The organism is Pseudomonas sp. RIT288, from assembly GCF_000631985.1.
Taxonomy (GTDB): domain Bacteria; phylum Pseudomonadota; class Gammaproteobacteria; order Pseudomonadales; family Pseudomonadaceae; genus Aquipseudomonas.
In genome coordinates this window covers 92,849-109,172 of sequence record NZ_JFYN01000013.1, presented here as the reverse complement: position 1 = coordinate 109,172, position 16,324 = coordinate 92,849, and the positions used below count along the sequence as shown (strand labels likewise).

Genomic DNA, 16,324 nt, shown 5'->3' with positions numbered 1-16,324 from the left:
AATTTTAAGTGAATAAAGAGCACGGAGACCCTGATGTCCTCTTTTAACGACATGATCAACAACATCACCCCGGACATCTACGAGAGCCTGAAACTGGCCGTGGAAATCGGCAAGTGGTCCGACGGTGGCAAACTCACCGCCGAACAGCGCGAGCTGTCGCTGCAGGCGATGATCGCCTGGGAAATCCAGAACCTGCCTGAAGATCAGCGCACCGGTTACATGGGCCCGCAGGAATGTGCGTCGAAGTCGATCGAAGTGCCGAACATCCTGTTCAAGTCGGATGCCATCCATTGATCGAGATTGGCCGCGGTGCAATCAGCAAAATGTCGGCGCGCCTGGACGGGCCGAATGTGCAATACGCGTTTCGTCTGGATGACGTCGAGGTGCCGGTCAATCCCATGATCGGCACCACGGTGCGTCTGGAGTACCTGGGGGCGATTCATTGCACTCATTGCGGGCGCAAGACCAAAACCAGTTTCAGCCAGGGTTACTGCTACCCGTGCATGACCAAACTGGCGCAGTGCGACATCTGCATCATGAGCCCGGAGCGTTGCCACTTCGAGGCCGGCACCTGCCGGGAGCCAGAGTGGGGTCAGAAGTTCTGCATGACTGATCATGTGGTGTATCTGGCCAACTCGTCGGGGATCAAGGTCGGCATCACCCGCGCTACCCAGTTGCCGACCCGCTGGCTCGATCAGGGCGCAAGTCAGGCGCTGCCGATCATGCGCGTATCGACGCGCCAGCAGTCGGGCTTCGTCGAAGACCTGTTCCGCAGTCAGGTGGCCGACAAGACCAATTGGCGCGCGTTGCTCAAGGGCGATGCGGCGGCGGTGGACCTGGCTCAGGTGCGCGATCAACTGTTTGAAAGCTGCGCCGAGGGCTTGCAAGGCCTGCAACAGCGATTCGGCCTACAGGCAATTCAGACGATTGCCGATGTAGAACCGCTCGAAATCCGCTATCCGGTCGAGCAATACCCGGCCAAAATCGTCAGCTTCAACCTGGACAAGAACCCGATTGCCGAAGGCACGCTGCTGGGGATCAAGGGTCAGTACCTGATTTTTGACACCGGCGTGATCAACATTCGTAAATACACGGCCTACCAGCTCGCCGTGCATCAATAAGGATTCCAGCATGCGCACCGAACAACCGAAGATGATTTACCTGAAGGACTATCAGGCGCCCGAGTACCTGATCGACGAGACGCACCTGACCTTCGAGCTGTTCGAGGATCACAGCCTGGTCCACGCGCAACTGGTGATGCGCCGCAACCCGGAGCGTGGCCCGGGCCTGCCGCCGCTGGTGCTCGACGGCCAGCAACTGGAGCTGCTGTCGGTAACCCTGGCTGACCAGGAATTGAGCGCCGGCGATTATCAGCTGAGCGAAAACACCCTGACCCTGCAACCGGCCAGCGCCAGCTTCACGGTCGATACCAGCGTCAGGATTCACCCGGAAACCAACACCGCGCTGGAAGGCCTGTACAAGTCCGGCACGATGTTCTGCACCCAGTGCGAGGCCGAAGGCTTCCGCAAGATCACCTATTACCTCGACCGCCCGGACGTGATGAGCAAGTTCACTACCACGGTGGTCGCCGAGCAGCACAGCTATCCGGTGCTGCTGTCCAACGGCAACCCGATTGCCTCCGGCCCTGGCGAAGATGGCCGGCACTGGGCGACCTGGGAAGACCCGTTCATGAAGCCGGCGTATCTGTTCGCGCTGGTGGCTGGTGATTTGTGGTGTGTCGAAGACACCTTCACCACCATGACCCAGCGCAATGTCGCACTGCGCATCTACGTCGAGCCGGAAAACATCGACAAGTGCCAGCACGCGATGAACAGCCTGAAGAAGTCGATGCGCTGGGACGAAGAGGTCTACGGTCGCGAGTACGATCTGGACATCTTCATGATCGTCGCCGTCAACGACTTCAACATGGGGGCGATGGAGAACAAGGGCCTCAACATCTTCAACTCCAGCGCCGTGCTGGCCCGCGCCGAAACCGCCACCGACGCCGCGCATCAGCGGGTCGAGGCCATCGTCGCCCACGAATACTTCCACAACTGGTCGGGTAACCGCGTGACCTGCCGCGACTGGTTCCAGCTGTCGCTCAAGGAAGGTTTCACCGTGTTCCGTGACGCCGGTTTCTCTTCGGACATGAACTCGGCCACGGTCAAGCGCATTCAGGACGTGGCGTACCTGCGTACCCACCAGTTCGCCGAAGATGCCGGCCCTATGGCCCACGCGGTGCGCCCGGACAGCTTCATCGAGATTTCCAACTTCTACACCCTGACCGTGTACGAAAAAGGCTCGGAAGTGGTCGGTATGATCCACACCCTGCTGGGCGCCGAAGGTTTCCGCAAGGGCAGTGACCTGTACTTCGAACGCCACGACGGCCAGGCCGTGACCTGCGACGATTTCGTCAAGGCCATGGAAGACGCCAACGCTGTCGATCTGACCCAGTTCAAACGCTGGTACAGCCAGGCCGGCACGCCGCGTCTGGTGGTCAGCGAGTCCTACGACGCCGCGGCGAAAACCTACAGCCTGACCTTCCGCCAGAGTTGCCCGGAAACCCCGGACAAAGTGGAAAAGCTGCCGTTCGTGATCCCGGTCGAACTCGGTCTGCTCGACAGCAAAGGCAACGAGATTGCCCTGCGTCTGGCCGGTGAAGCGTCGGCGCAAGGCACAACCCGCGTGATCTCGGTGACCGAGGCCGAGCAGACCTTTACCTTCGTCGACATCGCTGAACAGCCGCTGCCATCGTTGCTGCGTGGTTTCTCGGCGCCGGTGAAACTGAGCTTCCCGTACAACCGCGACCAATTGATGTTCCTGATGCAGCACGACAGCGACGGCTTCAACCGCTGGGATGCCGGTCAGCAGCTATCAGTGCAGGTGCTGCAAGAGCTGATCGCGCAGCAGCAGAAGGGCGAGAGCCTGGTGCTCGATCCGCGTCTGGTCTCGGCGCTGAAAACCGTGCTGTCCGACGAGTCGCTGGATCAGGCCATGGTCGCCGAAATGCTTTCGCTGCCGAGCGAAGCGTATCTGACCGAAATCAGCGAAGTGGCGGATGTCGAGGCGATCCACACCGCTCGCGAGTTTGCCCGCAAGCAACTGGCGGACAACCTGTTTGAAGCGCTGTGGCTGCGTTATCAGGCCAACCGCGATCTGTCGAAGCAGACGCCGTATGTGGCCGAGGCCGAGCACTTTGCCCGTCGTGCGTTGCAGAACATTGCGCTGTCGTACCTGATGCTCAGCGGCAAGCCGCAAGTGCTGGCCGCTACGCAAGAACAGTTCGAAAACAGCGACAACATGACCGAGCGCCTGACCGCGCTGGCGGTGCTGGTCAACTCGCCGTTCGAAGAACAGAAAGCCAAAGCGCTGGCGACTTTCGCCGAGCACTTCAAAGACAATCCGCTGGTCATGGATCAGTGGTTCAGCGTGCAGGCCGGCAGCACACTGCCGGGCGGTCTGGCGCGGGTGAAGGCTCTGATGCAGCACCCGGCGTTCAACATCAAGAACCCGAACAAGGTGCGTGCGCTGGTCGGCGCGTTTGCCGGGCAGAACCTGATCAACTTCCACGCCGCCGACGGCTCGGGCTACCGCTTCCTCGCGGATCTGGTGATCGAACTGAACGGCTTCAACCCGCAGATCGCTTCGCGGCAACTGGCGCCACTGACTCGCTGGCGTAAATACGACAGCGCCCGTCAGGCGTTGATGAAGGCTGAGCTGGAGCGGATTCTGGCTTCGGGGCAGTTGTCGAGCGACGTGTACGAAGTGGTGAGCAAAAGCCTGGCGTAACGCTCGCCTGATCAATATCTCCGGGAAACACAAAACCCCGTAGGAGCTGTCGAGTGAAACGAGGCTGCGATCTTTTGATTCCGGTTTTTTAAATCAAGATCAAAAGATCGCAGTGTGCCGCAGCTCCTACAGTTATTTCAGGTCAAATCGATCCAGCTCCATCACCTTGGCCCACGCCGCCACGAAGTCTTTGACGAACTGATCTTTCGCATCAGAACTCGCATACACCTCGGCCAGCGCACGCAGTATCGCGTTGGAACCAAACACCAGATCAACCCGCGTCGCCGTCCACTTCACGCTACCGGTCTTGCGGTCGCGTCCTTCGAACTCGTCCGCCGCTGCCGACGTCGGCTTCCACTCCACACCCATGTCCAGCAGGTTGGTGAAGAAGTCGTTGCTCAGCGTTTCAGTGCGCGAGGTGAACACACCATGCCGGCTTTGCCCGGCGTTCGCCCCCAATACGCGCAGACCACCGACCAGTACGGTCATTTCCGGAGCGGAGAGGGTGAGCAGTTGCGCCTTGTCGATCAGCAGCGCTTCGGCCGATACGGTGTATTTGCCCTTGCTGTAGTTGCGGAAACCATCGGCAATCGGTTCGAGGAAACCAAAGGACTCGACGTCGGTTTGCTCCTGAGTCGCGTCGGTTCGACCTGGATTGAACGGCACGGAGACCGAGTGCCCGGCGTTTTTCGCCGCTTGCTCGACCCCGGCGTTACCCGCCAGCACGATCAGATCCGCCAGCGAGACTTTCTTGCCGGATGAACCGGCATTGAACTCGTTCTGAATGCCTTCAAGAGTCTTCAGCACCTTGTCCAGTTGCTCCGGCTGGTTGGCCTGCCAGAACTTCTGCGGGGCCAGACGCAGACGCCCGCCGTTGGCGCCGCCACGTTTGTCGGAACCACGGAAGGTCGATGCGGCGGCCCAGGCGGTGGAAACCAGTTGCGACACTGACAGACCGGACGCCAGCACTTTGCTTTTCAGCGCGGCGGCATCGTTGCTGTCGATCAGTGGGTAAGTGGCCTCTGGAATCGGGTCCTGCCACAGCAGTTCTTCGTTCGGCAGTTCAGGCCCGAGATAGCGCGACAGCGGGCCCATGTCGCGGTGGATCAGTTTGTACCAGGCGCGGGCAAAGGCGTCTGCCAGTTGATCCGGGTTGGCCAGGAAGCGTCGGGCGATCGGCTCGTAGATCGGGTCGAAACGCAGCGCCAGGTCGGAAGTGAGCATGGTCGGCGAGAGCTTCTTGCTTGGATCGTGCGCGTGTGGAACGGTGCCAGCCCCCGCGCCGTTTTTCGGTTTCCACTGGTGCGCACCGGCCGGGCTTTTGAACAGTTCCCACTCGAAGCCGAACAGGTTTTCCAGGTAGTTGTTGCTCCACTGGGTCGGGGTGGTGGTCCAGGTCACTTCGAGGCCACTGGTGATGGTGTCGGCGCCTTTGCCGGTACCGAATGCGTTGCGCCAGCCGAGGCCTTGTTCTTCCAGACCGGCCGCTTCCGGCTCGGGCCCGACATTATCGGCAGGGCCGGCGCCGTGCGTTTTGCCGAAGGCGTGACCGCCAGCGATCAGCGCCACGGTTTCTTCGTCGTTCATGGCCATGCGGCCGAAGGTTTCGCGGATATCGCGACCGGAAGCGACCGGGTCGGGATTGCCTTCAGGGCCTTCCGGGTTGACGTAGATCAGGCCCATCTGCACGGCGGCCAATGGATTTTCCAGATTACGTTCGCCCTGATCGGTGCGGCTTTGCTCTTTGCCGTGCAGGTCCGGTTCGGCCACCAGCGTGCCGTCACCGGGCTCTTGCATGGCCGATTTGTCTTTGCCGTAGCGACTGTCGCCGCCGAGCCATTCGCGTTCCGAACCCCAGTAGACGTCTTCGTCCGGTTCCCAGACATCGGGGCGTCCGCCGGAGAAGCCGAAGGTCTTGAACCCCATCGACTCCAGCGCGACGTTGCCGGTTAGCACGATCAGGTCGGCCCAGGAAATATTGCGGCCGTATTTCTGCTTGATCGGCCACAGCAGGCGCCGGGCCTTGTCGAGGCTGACGTTGTCCGGCCAGCTGTTGAGCGGGGCGAAACGCTGTTGCCCGGAGCCGGCGCCACCGCGGCCATCGGCGGTGCGATAGGTGCCGGCGCTGTGCCAGGCCATGCGGATGAACAGCGGGCCGTAGTGCCCGAAGTCCGCTGGCCACCAGTCCTGCGAGTCGGTCATCAGCGCACGCAGGTCTTGTTTCAGGGCCTGGAAATCCAGGCTCTTGAAGGCTTTGGCGTAGTCGAAGTCCTTGCCCAGCGGATCGGACTTGGGCGAGTGCTGGCTGAGGATCTTCAGGTTCAGTTGATTCGGCCACCAGTCACGGTTCGTCGTACCACCACCGGCGGCGTGGTTGAACGGGCATTTCGATTCGTTTGCCATGTTCGGATCCTTATCAGGTCTTGTGCGGCCGGCTCATGCCGACTTCGGACTAGTAAGGCTAGACCCGACTCGGGCAACCAGCTAATAGGCCGACTATTGGAGGCTGATAGGCGCAGTCTTTCAGCGGTTTTTTGTTGTTGCGCAGGCGGCCAAACCCTCATGGCAGATCTGTAGATCCTTGTTCTTGAGCGCTTTCTGCGGAAAATCGTGATGACAGAAAGAAATGTTATTGTATAACATAAAAAAGATTTCATTCTGTTTCTGCCAGCGTTATTTGCCAAACGCCGGCAGCGATCCTCACTTTTCTGCTCACGGAAGTTCTGAAATGCCTGCCCGTTCCCAGCCCCTTCAACGACGCCTGACGCCTCTGGCCGCCGCGCTGCTGATCGCTTCACCCGTGTTCGCCGCCGAACCGCTCGAACTGCAACCGCAAGTCATCACCGGCAATCCTTTGGGCAGCCAGACCCTCGCATCGCCCTCGACCGTGCTCAGCGGCGACGACCTCACGTTGCAGCAGAAGGGCAGCCTCGGCGAGACGCTGAACAAACAGCCCGGCGTGTCTTCGTCGTACTTCGGCCCGGGCGCGAGTCGGCCGATCATTCGCGGGCAGGACGGTGACCGCATTCGCATTCTGCGTAACGGCGTCGGCGCGCTGGACGCCTCGTCGCTGTCCTACGATCACGCGGTGCCGCTGGATCCGGTCAACGTCGAACGCATTGAAATCGTCCGGGGCCCGGCGGCGCTGCTCTATGGCGGCAGTGCGATCGGCGGCGTGGTCAACACCTTCGATAACCGCATCCCCACTGAAGCCATCGACGGCATCCACGGGGCCGGCGAGTTGCGTTACGGCGGCGCCGACACCACCCGCAGCAGCGCCGGAAAACTGGAGGCCGGCAACGGTCAGTTCGCCTTGCACCTGGACGCCAGCGCCCGCGAGTTCAATGACCTGAAGATTCCCGGTTACGCCAAGACCGGCGCGGCACGCGCCAACGACGACGGCGACTCGCGCAAGCATCGGCTGGCCAACAGCGACGGACGGCAGGATGGCGGTGCCGTCGGTAGTTCCTACACCTGGGATGACGGTTACGCCGGTCTGTCCTACAGCAATTACGATTCGAACTACGGCTCACCAGCCGAAGACGACGTGCGCATTCGCATGCAGCAGGAGCACTACGCCTTCGCCTCGGAAATCCGCAACCTCGACGGCCCGTTCAGCTCGGTCAAGCTCGACGCCGGCTACACCGATTACCAGCACCGGGAAATCGAGGGCGGTGAAGTCGGCACCACCTTCAAGAACAAGGGCTACGAAGCGCGGGTCGAGGCCAGGCACCAGCCGTTGGGAGCGTTCAACGGGGTGATCGGCGCTCAGGTCAGCCGCAACGAATTCTCGGCGCTGGGCGAAGAAGCCTTTGTGCCGCACACCGATACCGACGCCGGCGCACTGTTCATTCTGGAAGAGCTGCAAGCCACCGAGCGTCTGCTGTTCACCCTCGGCGGACGCCTCGAACACACCACAGTCGACCCGGATGCCAAAGGCAACGAGCGCTTTGCCAATGCCGAGCGCTCCAGCAGTTTCACCGCCGGCAGCTTGTCGTCCGGCGCGGTTTACACGCTGACGCCGATCTGGTCGGTCGCCGCGACACTCGGCTACACCGAGCGCGCGCCGACCTTCTACGAGTTGTACGCCAACGGCGCCCACGTCGCGACGGGCACCTATGAAGTCGGCGATGCCGGCCTGTCGAAAGAAAAAGCCGTGTCCAGCGACCTCGCGCTGCGTTTCGACAACGGTACGCACAAAGGCAGTGTCGGCGTGTTCTATAGCCACTTCTCCAACTACATCGGCTTGCTCGGCACTGGTCGCACACTGAATGACGAAGGCGAAGAGGATGCTGGCGGGATTCCCGAATATACCTATTCGGGCGTACGTGCACGTTTCACCGGCATCGAAGCGCAGGATCGCTGGACGCTTGGCGAAAATGCCTACGGCAAGTTCGCGCTGGAGCTGTCGGGCGATTACACCCGCGCCAAGAACCTCGACAACGGTGAGGATCTGCCGCGCATCGCGCCGTTACGCTTGAACAGCGGTTTGCTGTGGGAACTGGATCGCTGGCAGGCACGGATCGATATCGAACACGCCAGCTCGCAGCACCGTGTGCCAGCCAACGAAAGCAGCACCGACGGCTACACCACGCTGGGGGCGAATGTGGGGTATCACTTCGATGTCGGCCAGAGCAAATGGCTGGCGTTCGTCAACGCCGAGAACCTGACCAACCAGACCGTGCGTTACGCGAGTTCGATCCTGCGCGATATTGCACCGGCAGAAGGGCGCAGCATTCAGGTGGGGTTGCGCACGACGTTCTGATAGTCCCTCGCCCCCCTGTAGGAGCTGCCGCAGGCTCGGGCCGCGTTCGGACGATCTTTTGATTTTGTTTTTTCAAGATCAAGAGATCGTCCAAACGCGGCCCGAGCCTGCGGCAGCTCCTACACGGGGGGTATCAGCTCGATTGTGCGGTCTCATCATCCGGCAGCGCATCCAGGGGATCTTCCTGCCCCGGCAACTCGGTGATCACACTGAAATCCGTGACTTCGACCGCGCCCAGCCCATAACCCAGCAAATGGAACGAGAAAGCCTTGCGCTGTTGCGGGTTGTCGAAGCTGAAATCCATCTGCAGCGGCTGATCGGCCGTGGCGACCATCTCGGTCGGCAGGCCCAGCTGCACGTCCTGTTCGAACTCCTTGGCCTTGAGCTGAATGTACGCCGCCTGCTGCGGGTCCACCGATCGTACGGTCAGGCGCACGCGGGTGTGCGAGCCCTTGGGCATTTCCAGGTATTGCGCGCCGATCAGGTTGTCGGCCCAGTCATCGTTGATCTGCGCCTGCAGCGGGATGACGTTGTTGCTGCCGAACTGGTAACGCTGATTGAGCGGTGTGCGCAGCAGCGACAGGTCCAGCGCCATGGCCCGCGCGGCAATCTGTCGGGCCTGCTGGCTGCTTTCATTGCCCTTGAAGGTGGCGCGCTCGGCAATGAAACCGGGGCTTTCGTAGTAACGGCAACGGCGCGGCATGTCGCACTCGGAGAAAATCCCCTGGCCGTTGTGGTAGCGCAGCTTGCCGTTGGTGTAGGACATGATTTCGCGTCCGCTGTCGTAGTCGCGGAACAGCGAACGGCCGCTCAATGCCGACGGCACCGGCAGGTCGAAATAGTCGAGGATCGACGCGCTCAGATCGACATGACCGTACACCCCGGCATTCAGTCGCGGCAGTTGCTCGTGTTCCGGCGCCAGGGTCAGGTTGAACCCCCAGGACGAAGCCAGACGCACGCCATCGATGCCGTGGGATTCGTCCGAGGTGATCACCACCAGCGTGTCCTTGAGCACGCCTTGACGTTCGAGGCCGCTGAGGAACTGTTCCAGCGCATCGTCGAGATAACCGACGGCGGCCTGTTTCGGCGTCTCGTAGCGCGCCAGATATTCTTCCGGTGCGGAGTAGGGCTGGTGGGTGCCGACGGTCAACAGGGTGAGCATCCACGGTTGCTTCTGCTTCTTCAGTTGGCCGACGTAATCCAGCGCGCCTTCGAAGAACGCCTTGTCATCCTTGCCCCACGGGAACTCCAGATAGTTGGCGTTGCTGAACCATTCCAGACCATGGGTCGCATCGAAACCGATGTGCGGCATGATTTTGTCTTTGGCCATGAAGCGCAGACCGGCGCCTTGCAAATAGTGGGTGCTGAAGCCGTGCTGTCGCAGCTGCGCTGGCAGGCAGGCCTGATTGCGTTCCTGCTGGGTGAGCATCTCCACGCCTTTGGGCGTGCCGTTGTTGAGCTTGTCGTAATCGCCGCAGAGCATGGCGTACAGGCCGCGAATGGTCTGGTGCGTATGCAGCACGTAATCCGGGGTGTTCATGCCGCGCTCGGCCCAGCGGCTGAGATTGGGCATCAGGTCTTCCTGATAATGGCTGCCGATGGCCTCGCGATTGGCGCGGACGTACGCGCCGGGAATGCCTTCCAGAGCGATGATCAGCACGTTGCGCGCCTGCCCCGGCGCGGCCAGCAGCTTGTGGCCATTGAGATCCAGATCGGTCAGCCCGGCCATCTGTGGCGCAGCGGGTTCGACGTCACCGTCCAGCCATTCTTCGGCCTGCAACTGCAGGTCGGCGACTTGCGAGGCGAGCAACTGATGCGGCAGGTTGTACATGCGCCATGGATCTTCCTCGCTCGGCCATTGGTTTTGCACGCCCCAGTGCGCGGCGAACAGCAGCACCGGGGCCGCCCACACGGCACGGGGCAGGGCAGCAGCAGGTTGCGCGCGATTGGCGAAACGCGTCAGTAACCAGAACAGCAGCGCCAGCAACAGGGCAACCCCCAGCGCCGGATGGGCAAAGCCGCCACCGGTGGAGTTTTCCACGAACTGCGGGTCAATCAGGTAATGCAGGTCGGAAGGATTTGGCAGTCGGCCGACAGCGCTGACCAGTTCGGCCGTCGCCACCGCCAGCACCCCCCAGAACAGCAGCAACGGCAACGCCAGCCACCACGCGCGGCGATGCAGCAACAGCACCAGCAAACTGCCAATCGCCAGGTCGGACAAATAGCCCAGCGGCGACGACCAGCCCAACGCCGCGCGCAGGCACACCGGTACGATCAGCACCAGTAGAATCAAGGAAAACAGGCGGGCATGCGGCTGCCGCAACCAACGCAAAAGAACGCTCACAAAAAAAGACCTTCCAGCCATCAAACCGTCATAAAAGTGTGCGCGATGATACCAAGGGTGGGCTGCCTGATCGCCCTTTTAAACGCGTGGCTGATCTGCTCGCGCAGGCGCGGTGCAAGGCTTGAGACCGTGACCGGCGTTGGTGTCAGCCCGCTGGCGGCTGATCCACAGCTTGTAACCGATGGCAGATTTATTGTTTCAGGCTGTTTAAATCAGCGCATAACGGCAAACGTGAGCGTGCTATGGATATTCGATAACGGTATTTAATTTCTGTTTTTTATAGCGATAGAGTTCGGCCTTTCAGCCAATTCACTCCTGCTGCGAGGTTGTCATGGCCACACCGTTCAAACGTTCTGCGCTGACTCTGTTGGCCACATCTCTGGCGGGCAGTCTGCTGTTCAGCAGCGGCGCCCAGGCCGAAGGCAAGATCAGCATCGCCCAGCAATTCGGCATCGGTTATCTGATTCTCGACGTGGTTCGTGATCAGCAACTGATTGAAAAACACGGCAAGGCGCAGGGGCTGGAGATCAAGGTCGACTGGAACAGCATCTCCGGCGCCACTGCCATGAACGAAGCGCTGCTGACCGGCGCGCTGGACGTGGTCTCCGCCGGGGTGCCGCCGATGCTCACGGTGTGGGATCGCACTCGCGGCAAACAGAACGTCAAAGCCATTGCCTCGCTCGGCTCGATGCCCAATTACCTGCTGACCAACAACCCGAACATCAGGACTCTGAAGGATTTCAGCGACAAGGATCGCATCGCCGTGCCGGCGGCGGGCGTGGGGTTCCAGTCGCGGACCCTGCAGATCGAAACGGCCAGGGAATTTGGCAATGCTCAGTACAAGAAATTTGACGACATCTCGGTCAGCCTGCCGCACCCGGACGCTACGGCGGCGCTGATTGCCGGCGGTTCGGAAATCAACTCGCACTTCTCCAGCCCGCCGTTCCAGTATCAGGCGCTGCAAAACCCCAACGTGCACAAAGTGCTGAGTTCCTACGACGTGCTCGGCGGTCAGGCCACGTTCAACGTGCTCTACACCACGGAAAAATTCCACGACGAAAATCCCAAGACCTACAAGGCGTTCTACGACGCGTTGGCCGAAGCGGAAAAAATCATCAAGGCCGACAAACCCGCCGCCGCTCAGGCGTACATCCGCGTCGAACAGTCGAAGCTGCCGCTGGCGCTGGTCGAGAAGATCGTCACCGATCCCGAAATCGACTTCACGGTGGTGCCGCAGCGCACGTTCATCTATGCCGAAAAATTGCAGGAACTGGGCGTGCTGAAGAACAAGGCCGGCAGCTGGAAGGATTACTTCTTTGAGGAGGCGCATGGCGGCGCGGGGAGCTGACACCTTTCAGGCAGCGCCCACTGCCGGCCAATTCGGCGATCAGTTCAAACCGTCGTCGAAGATGCTTTCAATCGGTAACTCGAACGCCCGGGCAATTTGAAAGGCCAGTGGCAGGCTTGGGTCATAACGCTCGTTTTCGATGGCATTGATCGTCTGACGTGACACCTTGAGGCGTTCAGCCAGATCGAGCTGCGACCAGTTGCGTTCGGCGCGCAGCGCCTTGAGGCGATTTTTCATTGGTAGCGACGTCGAGCGATTTGCAGGCCGAGAATCCACATGGCGCCCATCACCGGCCACACGCAAGTCCACGGTATGTGTGGGGCGCCGACGTTTTCCAGAAAACCGTAACTGAAGGTCAGCAGCGCCGAGGCGGCGAAGGCAAACCCCAGCGCTTCGAACTGGATACGCAGATGCATTTCGTCCATGCGCCGCATGTTGCGCACGATGCTCCAGCACATCAGTCCTGCCGGAATAACCGGTGTCAGCGCGACGGCAGAGCGCAGAATAATGTTGGCGTCCGTCAGGTATTGCGTGGCAATCACTGAGGCCATCAACACCAGCATATAGAGGATCAACGCTGCGCCCATTTCGAGGTAGTACCGATTCATTCTTCAACTTCCTGTGTAAAAGACCCTTTACATACTGGCTAAATTTTTTTCGCATGTAAAGCAAGCTTTCCATCAGCCTTGACCAGGTTGTTGCTGGACAGCCTAATGGCCACTCAGTAGCATTCGAGCCCAACGGATTTTCCCTTTGCACGTCGTTCGACGTGGAGTTCTCAAGGAATCGACATGCGCGAGCCCACCAATGGCGAGCAACGAACGGTCTTGACCTTGGTCAACGGCGAGATTCATCACGAAACCCAGATCAGTTTCAGCTCGGTGTCGGTCGTCAATGGCGAAGTGCGGGTGCATACCGCTGAAGGCAATCAAATAAATGTCCAGGTACCGGCAGCGGACTTCTCATTGCGCTTTGATCTGGATGGGGTGCAGCAGATTCCGCTGGCGCAGCAGGCGTCCGTTGAAACGGTGCCTGTCGACAACAACCTGAAGTTGTTCACCTGGAAAACCGTGCTGATCACCCTCGGGCTGTGGACGGTTATCAATCTGATGACCGGTTGGCTGGGATTCTTTGCGGCGGCCGGCTATCTCGGTTATCGCTGGAGTCAGGTGTTGAAGCGCAAGCAGCAGTTGGCTGCGGCGCCCGTGGAGAAAACTGCGGCGCCATCGCGCCCGGGGATGTCGAGAGATAGCGTGCGCAACGCACTGGCCCGCAAGCGCGGCTGACATGCGCGATAAAAAAGGGGCGGCCTGATCGATCAGGCCGCCCCTTTTTATTGCCGCAAAGTCAGATCAATGCATCTTGCTGTGATCGTGACCTTCCATGTGCGTCAGCGCACGGACTTCGGCTTTGACTTCGACGGTCTGCTTCTCGCCCTTGGCGTTTTCCACGGTCAGGGTCAGCGGTACGCTTTCGCCTTCCTTGAGCTGGCCGGTCAGGCCCATCAGCATCACGTGGTAGCCGTTCGGGTCGAAGGTGACGGCTTTGCCGGCCGGCAGGTCGACCGACTTGACCGGGCCCATGCTCATCACGTCGTTCTTCATCGACATTTCGTGGATTTGCACATCTTTGGCCACCGGCGAGGCAACGCTCAGCAGCTTGCTGTCGCTGTCCGCAGTGACGGTCATGAACGCGCCGCTGGCCGATTGGGTCGGCACGGTCGCACGCACCCAGGCGTCGTCGACCCTGGTCTGAGCACTGGCCTGAAAAGCCAGGCCCAGCAGGGACAGAGCGCAAACGGCGCGTTTGATGTTGTTCAAAACGGGGTGCATCAGCAGACCTCCATAACGGTGAGCAAATCTTCCGTGCACTCTTGTGCCGAAAGCGATACAGACAGACCCATGCGCAACTGGCCGCGCGAGTCGTAGACGTAACTGGTGGACGTGTGGGAGATGGTGTAGGTGTCACCCGCCGGCACCTTCTCGAAGAACACGTCGAATTCCTTGGCGGTGGCCTGGGTTTCTTCCAGCGTGCCGTACAGCGCGACGAAGCTCGGGTCGAAGGCTTTGACGTAGGCGTCGAGGATCTGCGGCGTGTCGCGTTCCGGGTCGAGGGTGATGAAGATCACCTGCAGACGGTCGCCGTCCTTGCCCATCAGCTTCTTGATTTGCGCGGCGCGGGCGAGGGTGGTCGGGCACACCGCCGGGCATTGGGTGAAGCCGAAGAAGATCATCGGCATCATCCCGCGAAAGCTCGACAGCGTCATGGTTTCGCCATCGGTGTTCTTCAGCTTGAAGGTGCGCCCGAGGATCTTGTCACTCAGGTCCTTGCCGTACTTGTACGACAGTTGGCCACGGGTGTCGCAGCCGGCAAGCAGGCCCAGGCCCAGCACGCCCATTCCCGCAAGCACCTTGCGGCGAGTCAACAAAGCCGTCATCTAATACCGCCTTTTGCAGCCCGTCAGTCGGCAGGACTGGCGGGGGGTTAACCGTAAAAGCGGCGCATGATACCAAACTGACGGCAGACGCCGGCCACGGATCGCCGCGCGGCGCAGGATCGGGCGACAAAAGGTGTAAGAAAAAGTGACGACGGACTACTGAAGATTCGCCTCATCGGCCCGCCAGCCACCGCCCAGCGCGGTGTACAGGTTGACCTCGGCGACCAGCTGCGCGAGGCGATCAGTGATCAAGCCCTGCTGCGAACTGAACAGTGAACGTTGCGCATCGAGAAACGTCAGGCTGCTGTCGACACCGTTCTGATAGCGGTGCTGCGCCAGGTTGTAGTAGTCCTGAGTGGCCTGTACCAGATCGCGTTGCGCCTGCAATTGCTGCTGATAAGTGCTGCGCGCCGCCAGGCCATCGGCGACTTCCTGAAACGCGGTTTGAATCGATTTTTCGTATTCGGCGATCGCGACGTCTTTCTGCAGTTTCGAATAATCCAGGCTCGCGCGCAGGCTGCCGGCGTTGAAAATCGGCAGGTTGATTTGCGGCTGGAACGTCCACGCCCCGGAGCCACCGCTGAACAGTCCGGAGAGATCGCGGCTGGAGGTGCCAGCGCTGGCCGTCAGGCTGACACTGGGGAAAAACGCCGCCCGCGCCGCGCCGATATTGGCGTTGGCCGCTTTCAGTTTGTACTCGGCCTGCAGAATGTCCGGGCGCCGTTGCAGCAGATCCGAGGGCAACCCGGCCGGCAGTTGCTGGACCAGGTCGCTGGCCAGTGGTTGCGCCGGCAGTTGCTCGGGGACTTGCGTGCCAACCAGCAGCGTCAGGCTGTTCAGATCCTGCGCCACCTGACGTTTGTATCGCGCCAGATTGGCTCGCGAACGGTCGACGCTGGTTTGCGCCTGCGCCTGTTCCAGCGCCGAAGACTTGCCGGCGTCGCGGTTGCGCGTGGTCAGGCGCAGGCTTTGCTCATCGGCGGCCAGGGTCTGGCGCGTCAGTTCAAGCAACTCCTGGTCGGCGCGCCAGGTCAGGTAGGCATTGGCGACGTTGGCCACCAGACTCAGCTCGGCACTGCGCCGCGCCTGTTCGGTCGCCAGCCAGGTTTGCAGCGCCTGCTCGCTGAGGCTGCGCACCCGGCCGAAAAAATCCAGTTCATAGGCACTGACACCCAGGTTCACCGCATAGGTCGAATTGATCATGGCTTTGCTGCGGGTCACGCTGGGCGGCAGGCGCTGGCGCGACTCGCTGGCATTGGCCGACACCGCTGGCAGCAGATCGGCGCGCTGGATCCGGTACTGCGCCTGAAACGCCTCGACGTTCAACGCCGCCACCCGCAGGTCGCGATTGTTCACCAGCGCGCTTTCGATCAACTGTTGCAACGCCGGGTCGTTGAACAGCGTGCGCCAGTCTTCAGTGCGCGCTGCGGCGGGTGTCGGGGCCGGGGAAACGGCGCCTTGCGGATACTGCGCAGCGCTCGGTGAAGCAGGGCGCTGATAATCGGGAATCAACGAACATCCGGCCAACAGGACGGCGAGGGACAGCAGGGAAATGCGCAGCATCGAACGCTCTCATGCAGAAAAAACACGTGCCGGGCACTGCGTCCCCACACCACCATCGAACACCGTTGAAACACGACC

General features: G+C 60.9%; 14 protein-coding genes. 7 read left to right on the top strand and 7 right to left on the bottom strand.

Annotation, left to right across the window (positions count from 1 at the left end; translation table 11 throughout):
- The first annotated feature begins 33 nt into the window (after positions 1–33).
- From BW33_RS14960 to pepN, 3 genes are read left to right on the top strand one after another with little or no spacing between them, the layout of a single operon-like run.
- Positions 34–294 (top strand): YeaC family protein, encoded by a 261-nt coding sequence (locus tag BW33_RS14960; protein ID WP_007919229.1) that lies wholly within the window; start codon positions 34–36, stop codon positions 292–294.
- A complete protein-coding gene (locus BW33_RS14955) occupies positions 291–1,121 on the top strand; it encodes a DUF2797 domain-containing protein (protein ID WP_047599806.1) in 831 nt (276 codons plus the stop codon). The genes BW33_RS14960 and BW33_RS14955 overlap by 4 nt, the downstream gene beginning before the upstream one ends.
- 10 nt (positions 1,122–1,131) lie before the next feature.
- Positions 1,132–3,789, top strand: a complete 2,658-nt coding sequence (gene pepN / locus BW33_RS14950) for an aminopeptidase N (RefSeq protein WP_047599805.1) — start codon at positions 1,132–1,134, stop codon at positions 3,787–3,789.
- Between the two features lie 132 nt (positions 3,790–3,921).
- Here the strand turns inward: pepN and katG are convergent, their stop codons facing one another.
- On the bottom strand, positions 3,922–6,192 hold the full coding sequence (gene katG / locus BW33_RS14945) for a catalase/peroxidase HPI (protein WP_047599804.1): 2,271 nt from the start codon (positions 6,190–6,192) through the stop codon (positions 3,922–3,924).
- 325 nt (positions 6,193–6,517) lie between these two features.
- On the opposite strand from katG, the gene BW33_RS14940 reads away from it, so the two are divergent.
- Entirely contained in the window at positions 6,518–8,554 is a 2,037-nt protein-coding gene (locus BW33_RS14940) for a TonB-dependent receptor (RefSeq protein WP_047599803.1), read from the top strand.
- A 133-nt stretch (positions 8,555–8,687) separates the two neighbouring features.
- On the opposite strand, the gene BW33_RS14935 is transcribed toward BW33_RS14940, so the two are convergent.
- A complete protein-coding gene (locus BW33_RS14935; RefSeq protein WP_152546129.1) occupies positions 8,688–10,919 on the bottom strand; it encodes an LTA synthase family protein in 2,232 nt (743 codons plus the stop codon).
- Between BW33_RS14935 and BW33_RS30000 the strand changes: the two genes are divergently transcribed.
- Both BW33_RS30000 and BW33_RS14930 read left to right on the top strand, forming a co-directional pair.
- Positions 10,863–11,165, top strand: coding sequence for a hypothetical protein (locus BW33_RS30000; RefSeq protein WP_177327491.1), 303 nt, complete (start codon positions 10,863–10,865; stop codon positions 11,163–11,165). The genes BW33_RS14935 and BW33_RS30000 overlap by 57 nt on opposite strands.
- A gap of 64 nt (positions 11,166–11,229) precedes the next feature.
- A complete protein-coding gene (locus tag BW33_RS14930) occupies positions 11,230–12,246 on the top strand; it encodes an ABC transporter substrate-binding protein (protein ID WP_047599801.1) in 1,017 nt (338 codons plus the stop codon).
- Between the two features lie 39 nt (positions 12,247–12,285).
- Here the strand turns inward: BW33_RS14930 and BW33_RS14925 are convergent, their stop codons facing one another.
- Together BW33_RS14925 and BW33_RS14920 are read right to left on the bottom strand one after the other, a co-directional pair.
- Positions 12,286–12,483 carry a helix-turn-helix transcriptional regulator gene (locus tag BW33_RS14925; RefSeq protein WP_047599800.1) on the bottom strand — a complete coding sequence of 66 codons (198 nt, stop codon included), beginning with the start codon at positions 12,481–12,483 and terminating at the stop codon, positions 12,286–12,288.
- Positions 12,480–12,854 (bottom strand): hypothetical protein, encoded by a 375-nt coding sequence (locus tag BW33_RS14920; protein WP_047599799.1) that lies wholly within the window; start codon positions 12,852–12,854, stop codon positions 12,480–12,482. The genes BW33_RS14925 and BW33_RS14920 overlap by 4 nt, the downstream gene beginning before the upstream one ends.
- A 183-nt stretch (positions 12,855–13,037) precedes the next feature.
- On the opposite strand from BW33_RS14920, the gene BW33_RS14915 reads away from it, so the two are divergent.
- On the top strand, positions 13,038–13,532 hold the full coding sequence (locus BW33_RS14915) for a hypothetical protein (protein WP_047599798.1): 495 nt from the start codon (positions 13,038–13,040) through the stop codon (positions 13,530–13,532).
- 66 nt (positions 13,533–13,598) lie between these two features.
- On the opposite strand, the gene BW33_RS14910 is transcribed toward BW33_RS14915, so the two are convergent.
- The 3 genes from BW33_RS14910 to BW33_RS14900 form a co-directional block, all read right to left on the bottom strand.
- Entirely contained in the window at positions 13,599–14,078 is a 480-nt protein-coding gene (locus BW33_RS14910) for a copper chaperone PCu(A)C (protein ID WP_047599797.1), read from the bottom strand.
- Positions 14,078–14,683: an SCO family protein gene (locus tag BW33_RS14905; protein WP_047599796.1), complete on the bottom strand. Its 606-nt coding sequence runs from the start codon at positions 14,681–14,683 to the stop codon at positions 14,078–14,080. Before BW33_RS14905 ends, BW33_RS14910 begins: the two co-directional genes overlap by 1 nt.
- Before the next feature lie 156 nt (positions 14,684–14,839).
- Positions 14,840–16,246, bottom strand: coding sequence for an efflux transporter outer membrane subunit (locus BW33_RS14900; protein ID WP_047599795.1), 1,407 nt, complete (start codon positions 16,244–16,246; stop codon positions 14,840–14,842).
- Positions 16,247–16,324: the final 78 nt, after the last annotated feature.

What these genes read in the sequence shown, in the direction of transcription:
- BW33_RS14960 (WP_007919229.1), top strand. Translation starts at nt 34, where the DNA reads ATGTCCTCTTTTAACGACATGATCAACAACATCACCCCGGACATCTAC.
- pepN (WP_047599805.1), top strand. Translation starts at nt 1,132, where the DNA reads ATGCGCACCGAACAACCGAAGATGATTTACCTGAAGGACTATCAGGCG.
- katG (WP_047599804.1), bottom strand. Translation starts at nt 6,192, where the DNA reads ATGGCAAACGAATCGAAATGCCCGTTCAACCACGCCGCCGGTGGTGGT.
- BW33_RS14940 (WP_047599803.1), top strand. Translation starts at nt 6,518, where the DNA reads ATGCCTGCCCGTTCCCAGCCCCTTCAACGACGCCTGACGCCTCTGGCC.
- BW33_RS30000 (WP_177327491.1), top strand. Translation starts at nt 10,863, where the DNA reads ATGCGGCTGCCGCAACCAACGCAAAAGAACGCTCACAAAAAAAGACCT.
- BW33_RS14935 (WP_152546129.1), bottom strand. Translation starts at nt 10,919, where the DNA reads ATGGCTGGAAGGTCTTTTTTTGTGAGCGTTCTTTTGCGTTGGTTGCGG.
- BW33_RS14930 (WP_047599801.1), top strand. Translation starts at nt 11,230, where the DNA reads ATGGCCACACCGTTCAAACGTTCTGCGCTGACTCTGTTGGCCACATCT.
- BW33_RS14925 (WP_047599800.1), bottom strand. Translation starts at nt 12,483, where the DNA reads ATGAAAAATCGCCTCAAGGCGCTGCGCGCCGAACGCAACTGGTCGCAG.
- BW33_RS14920 (WP_047599799.1), bottom strand. Translation starts at nt 12,854, where the DNA reads ATGAATCGGTACTACCTCGAAATGGGCGCAGCGTTGATCCTCTATATG.
- BW33_RS14915 (WP_047599798.1), top strand. Translation starts at nt 13,038, where the DNA reads ATGCGCGAGCCCACCAATGGCGAGCAACGAACGGTCTTGACCTTGGTC.
- BW33_RS14910 (WP_047599797.1), bottom strand. Translation starts at nt 14,078, where the DNA reads ATGCACCCCGTTTTGAACAACATCAAACGCGCCGTTTGCGCTCTGTCC.
- BW33_RS14905 (WP_047599796.1), bottom strand. Translation starts at nt 14,683, where the DNA reads ATGACGGCTTTGTTGACTCGCCGCAAGGTGCTTGCGGGAATGGGCGTG.
- BW33_RS14900 (WP_047599795.1), bottom strand. Translation starts at nt 16,246, where the DNA reads ATGCTGCGCATTTCCCTGCTGTCCCTCGCCGTCCTGTTGGCCGGATGT.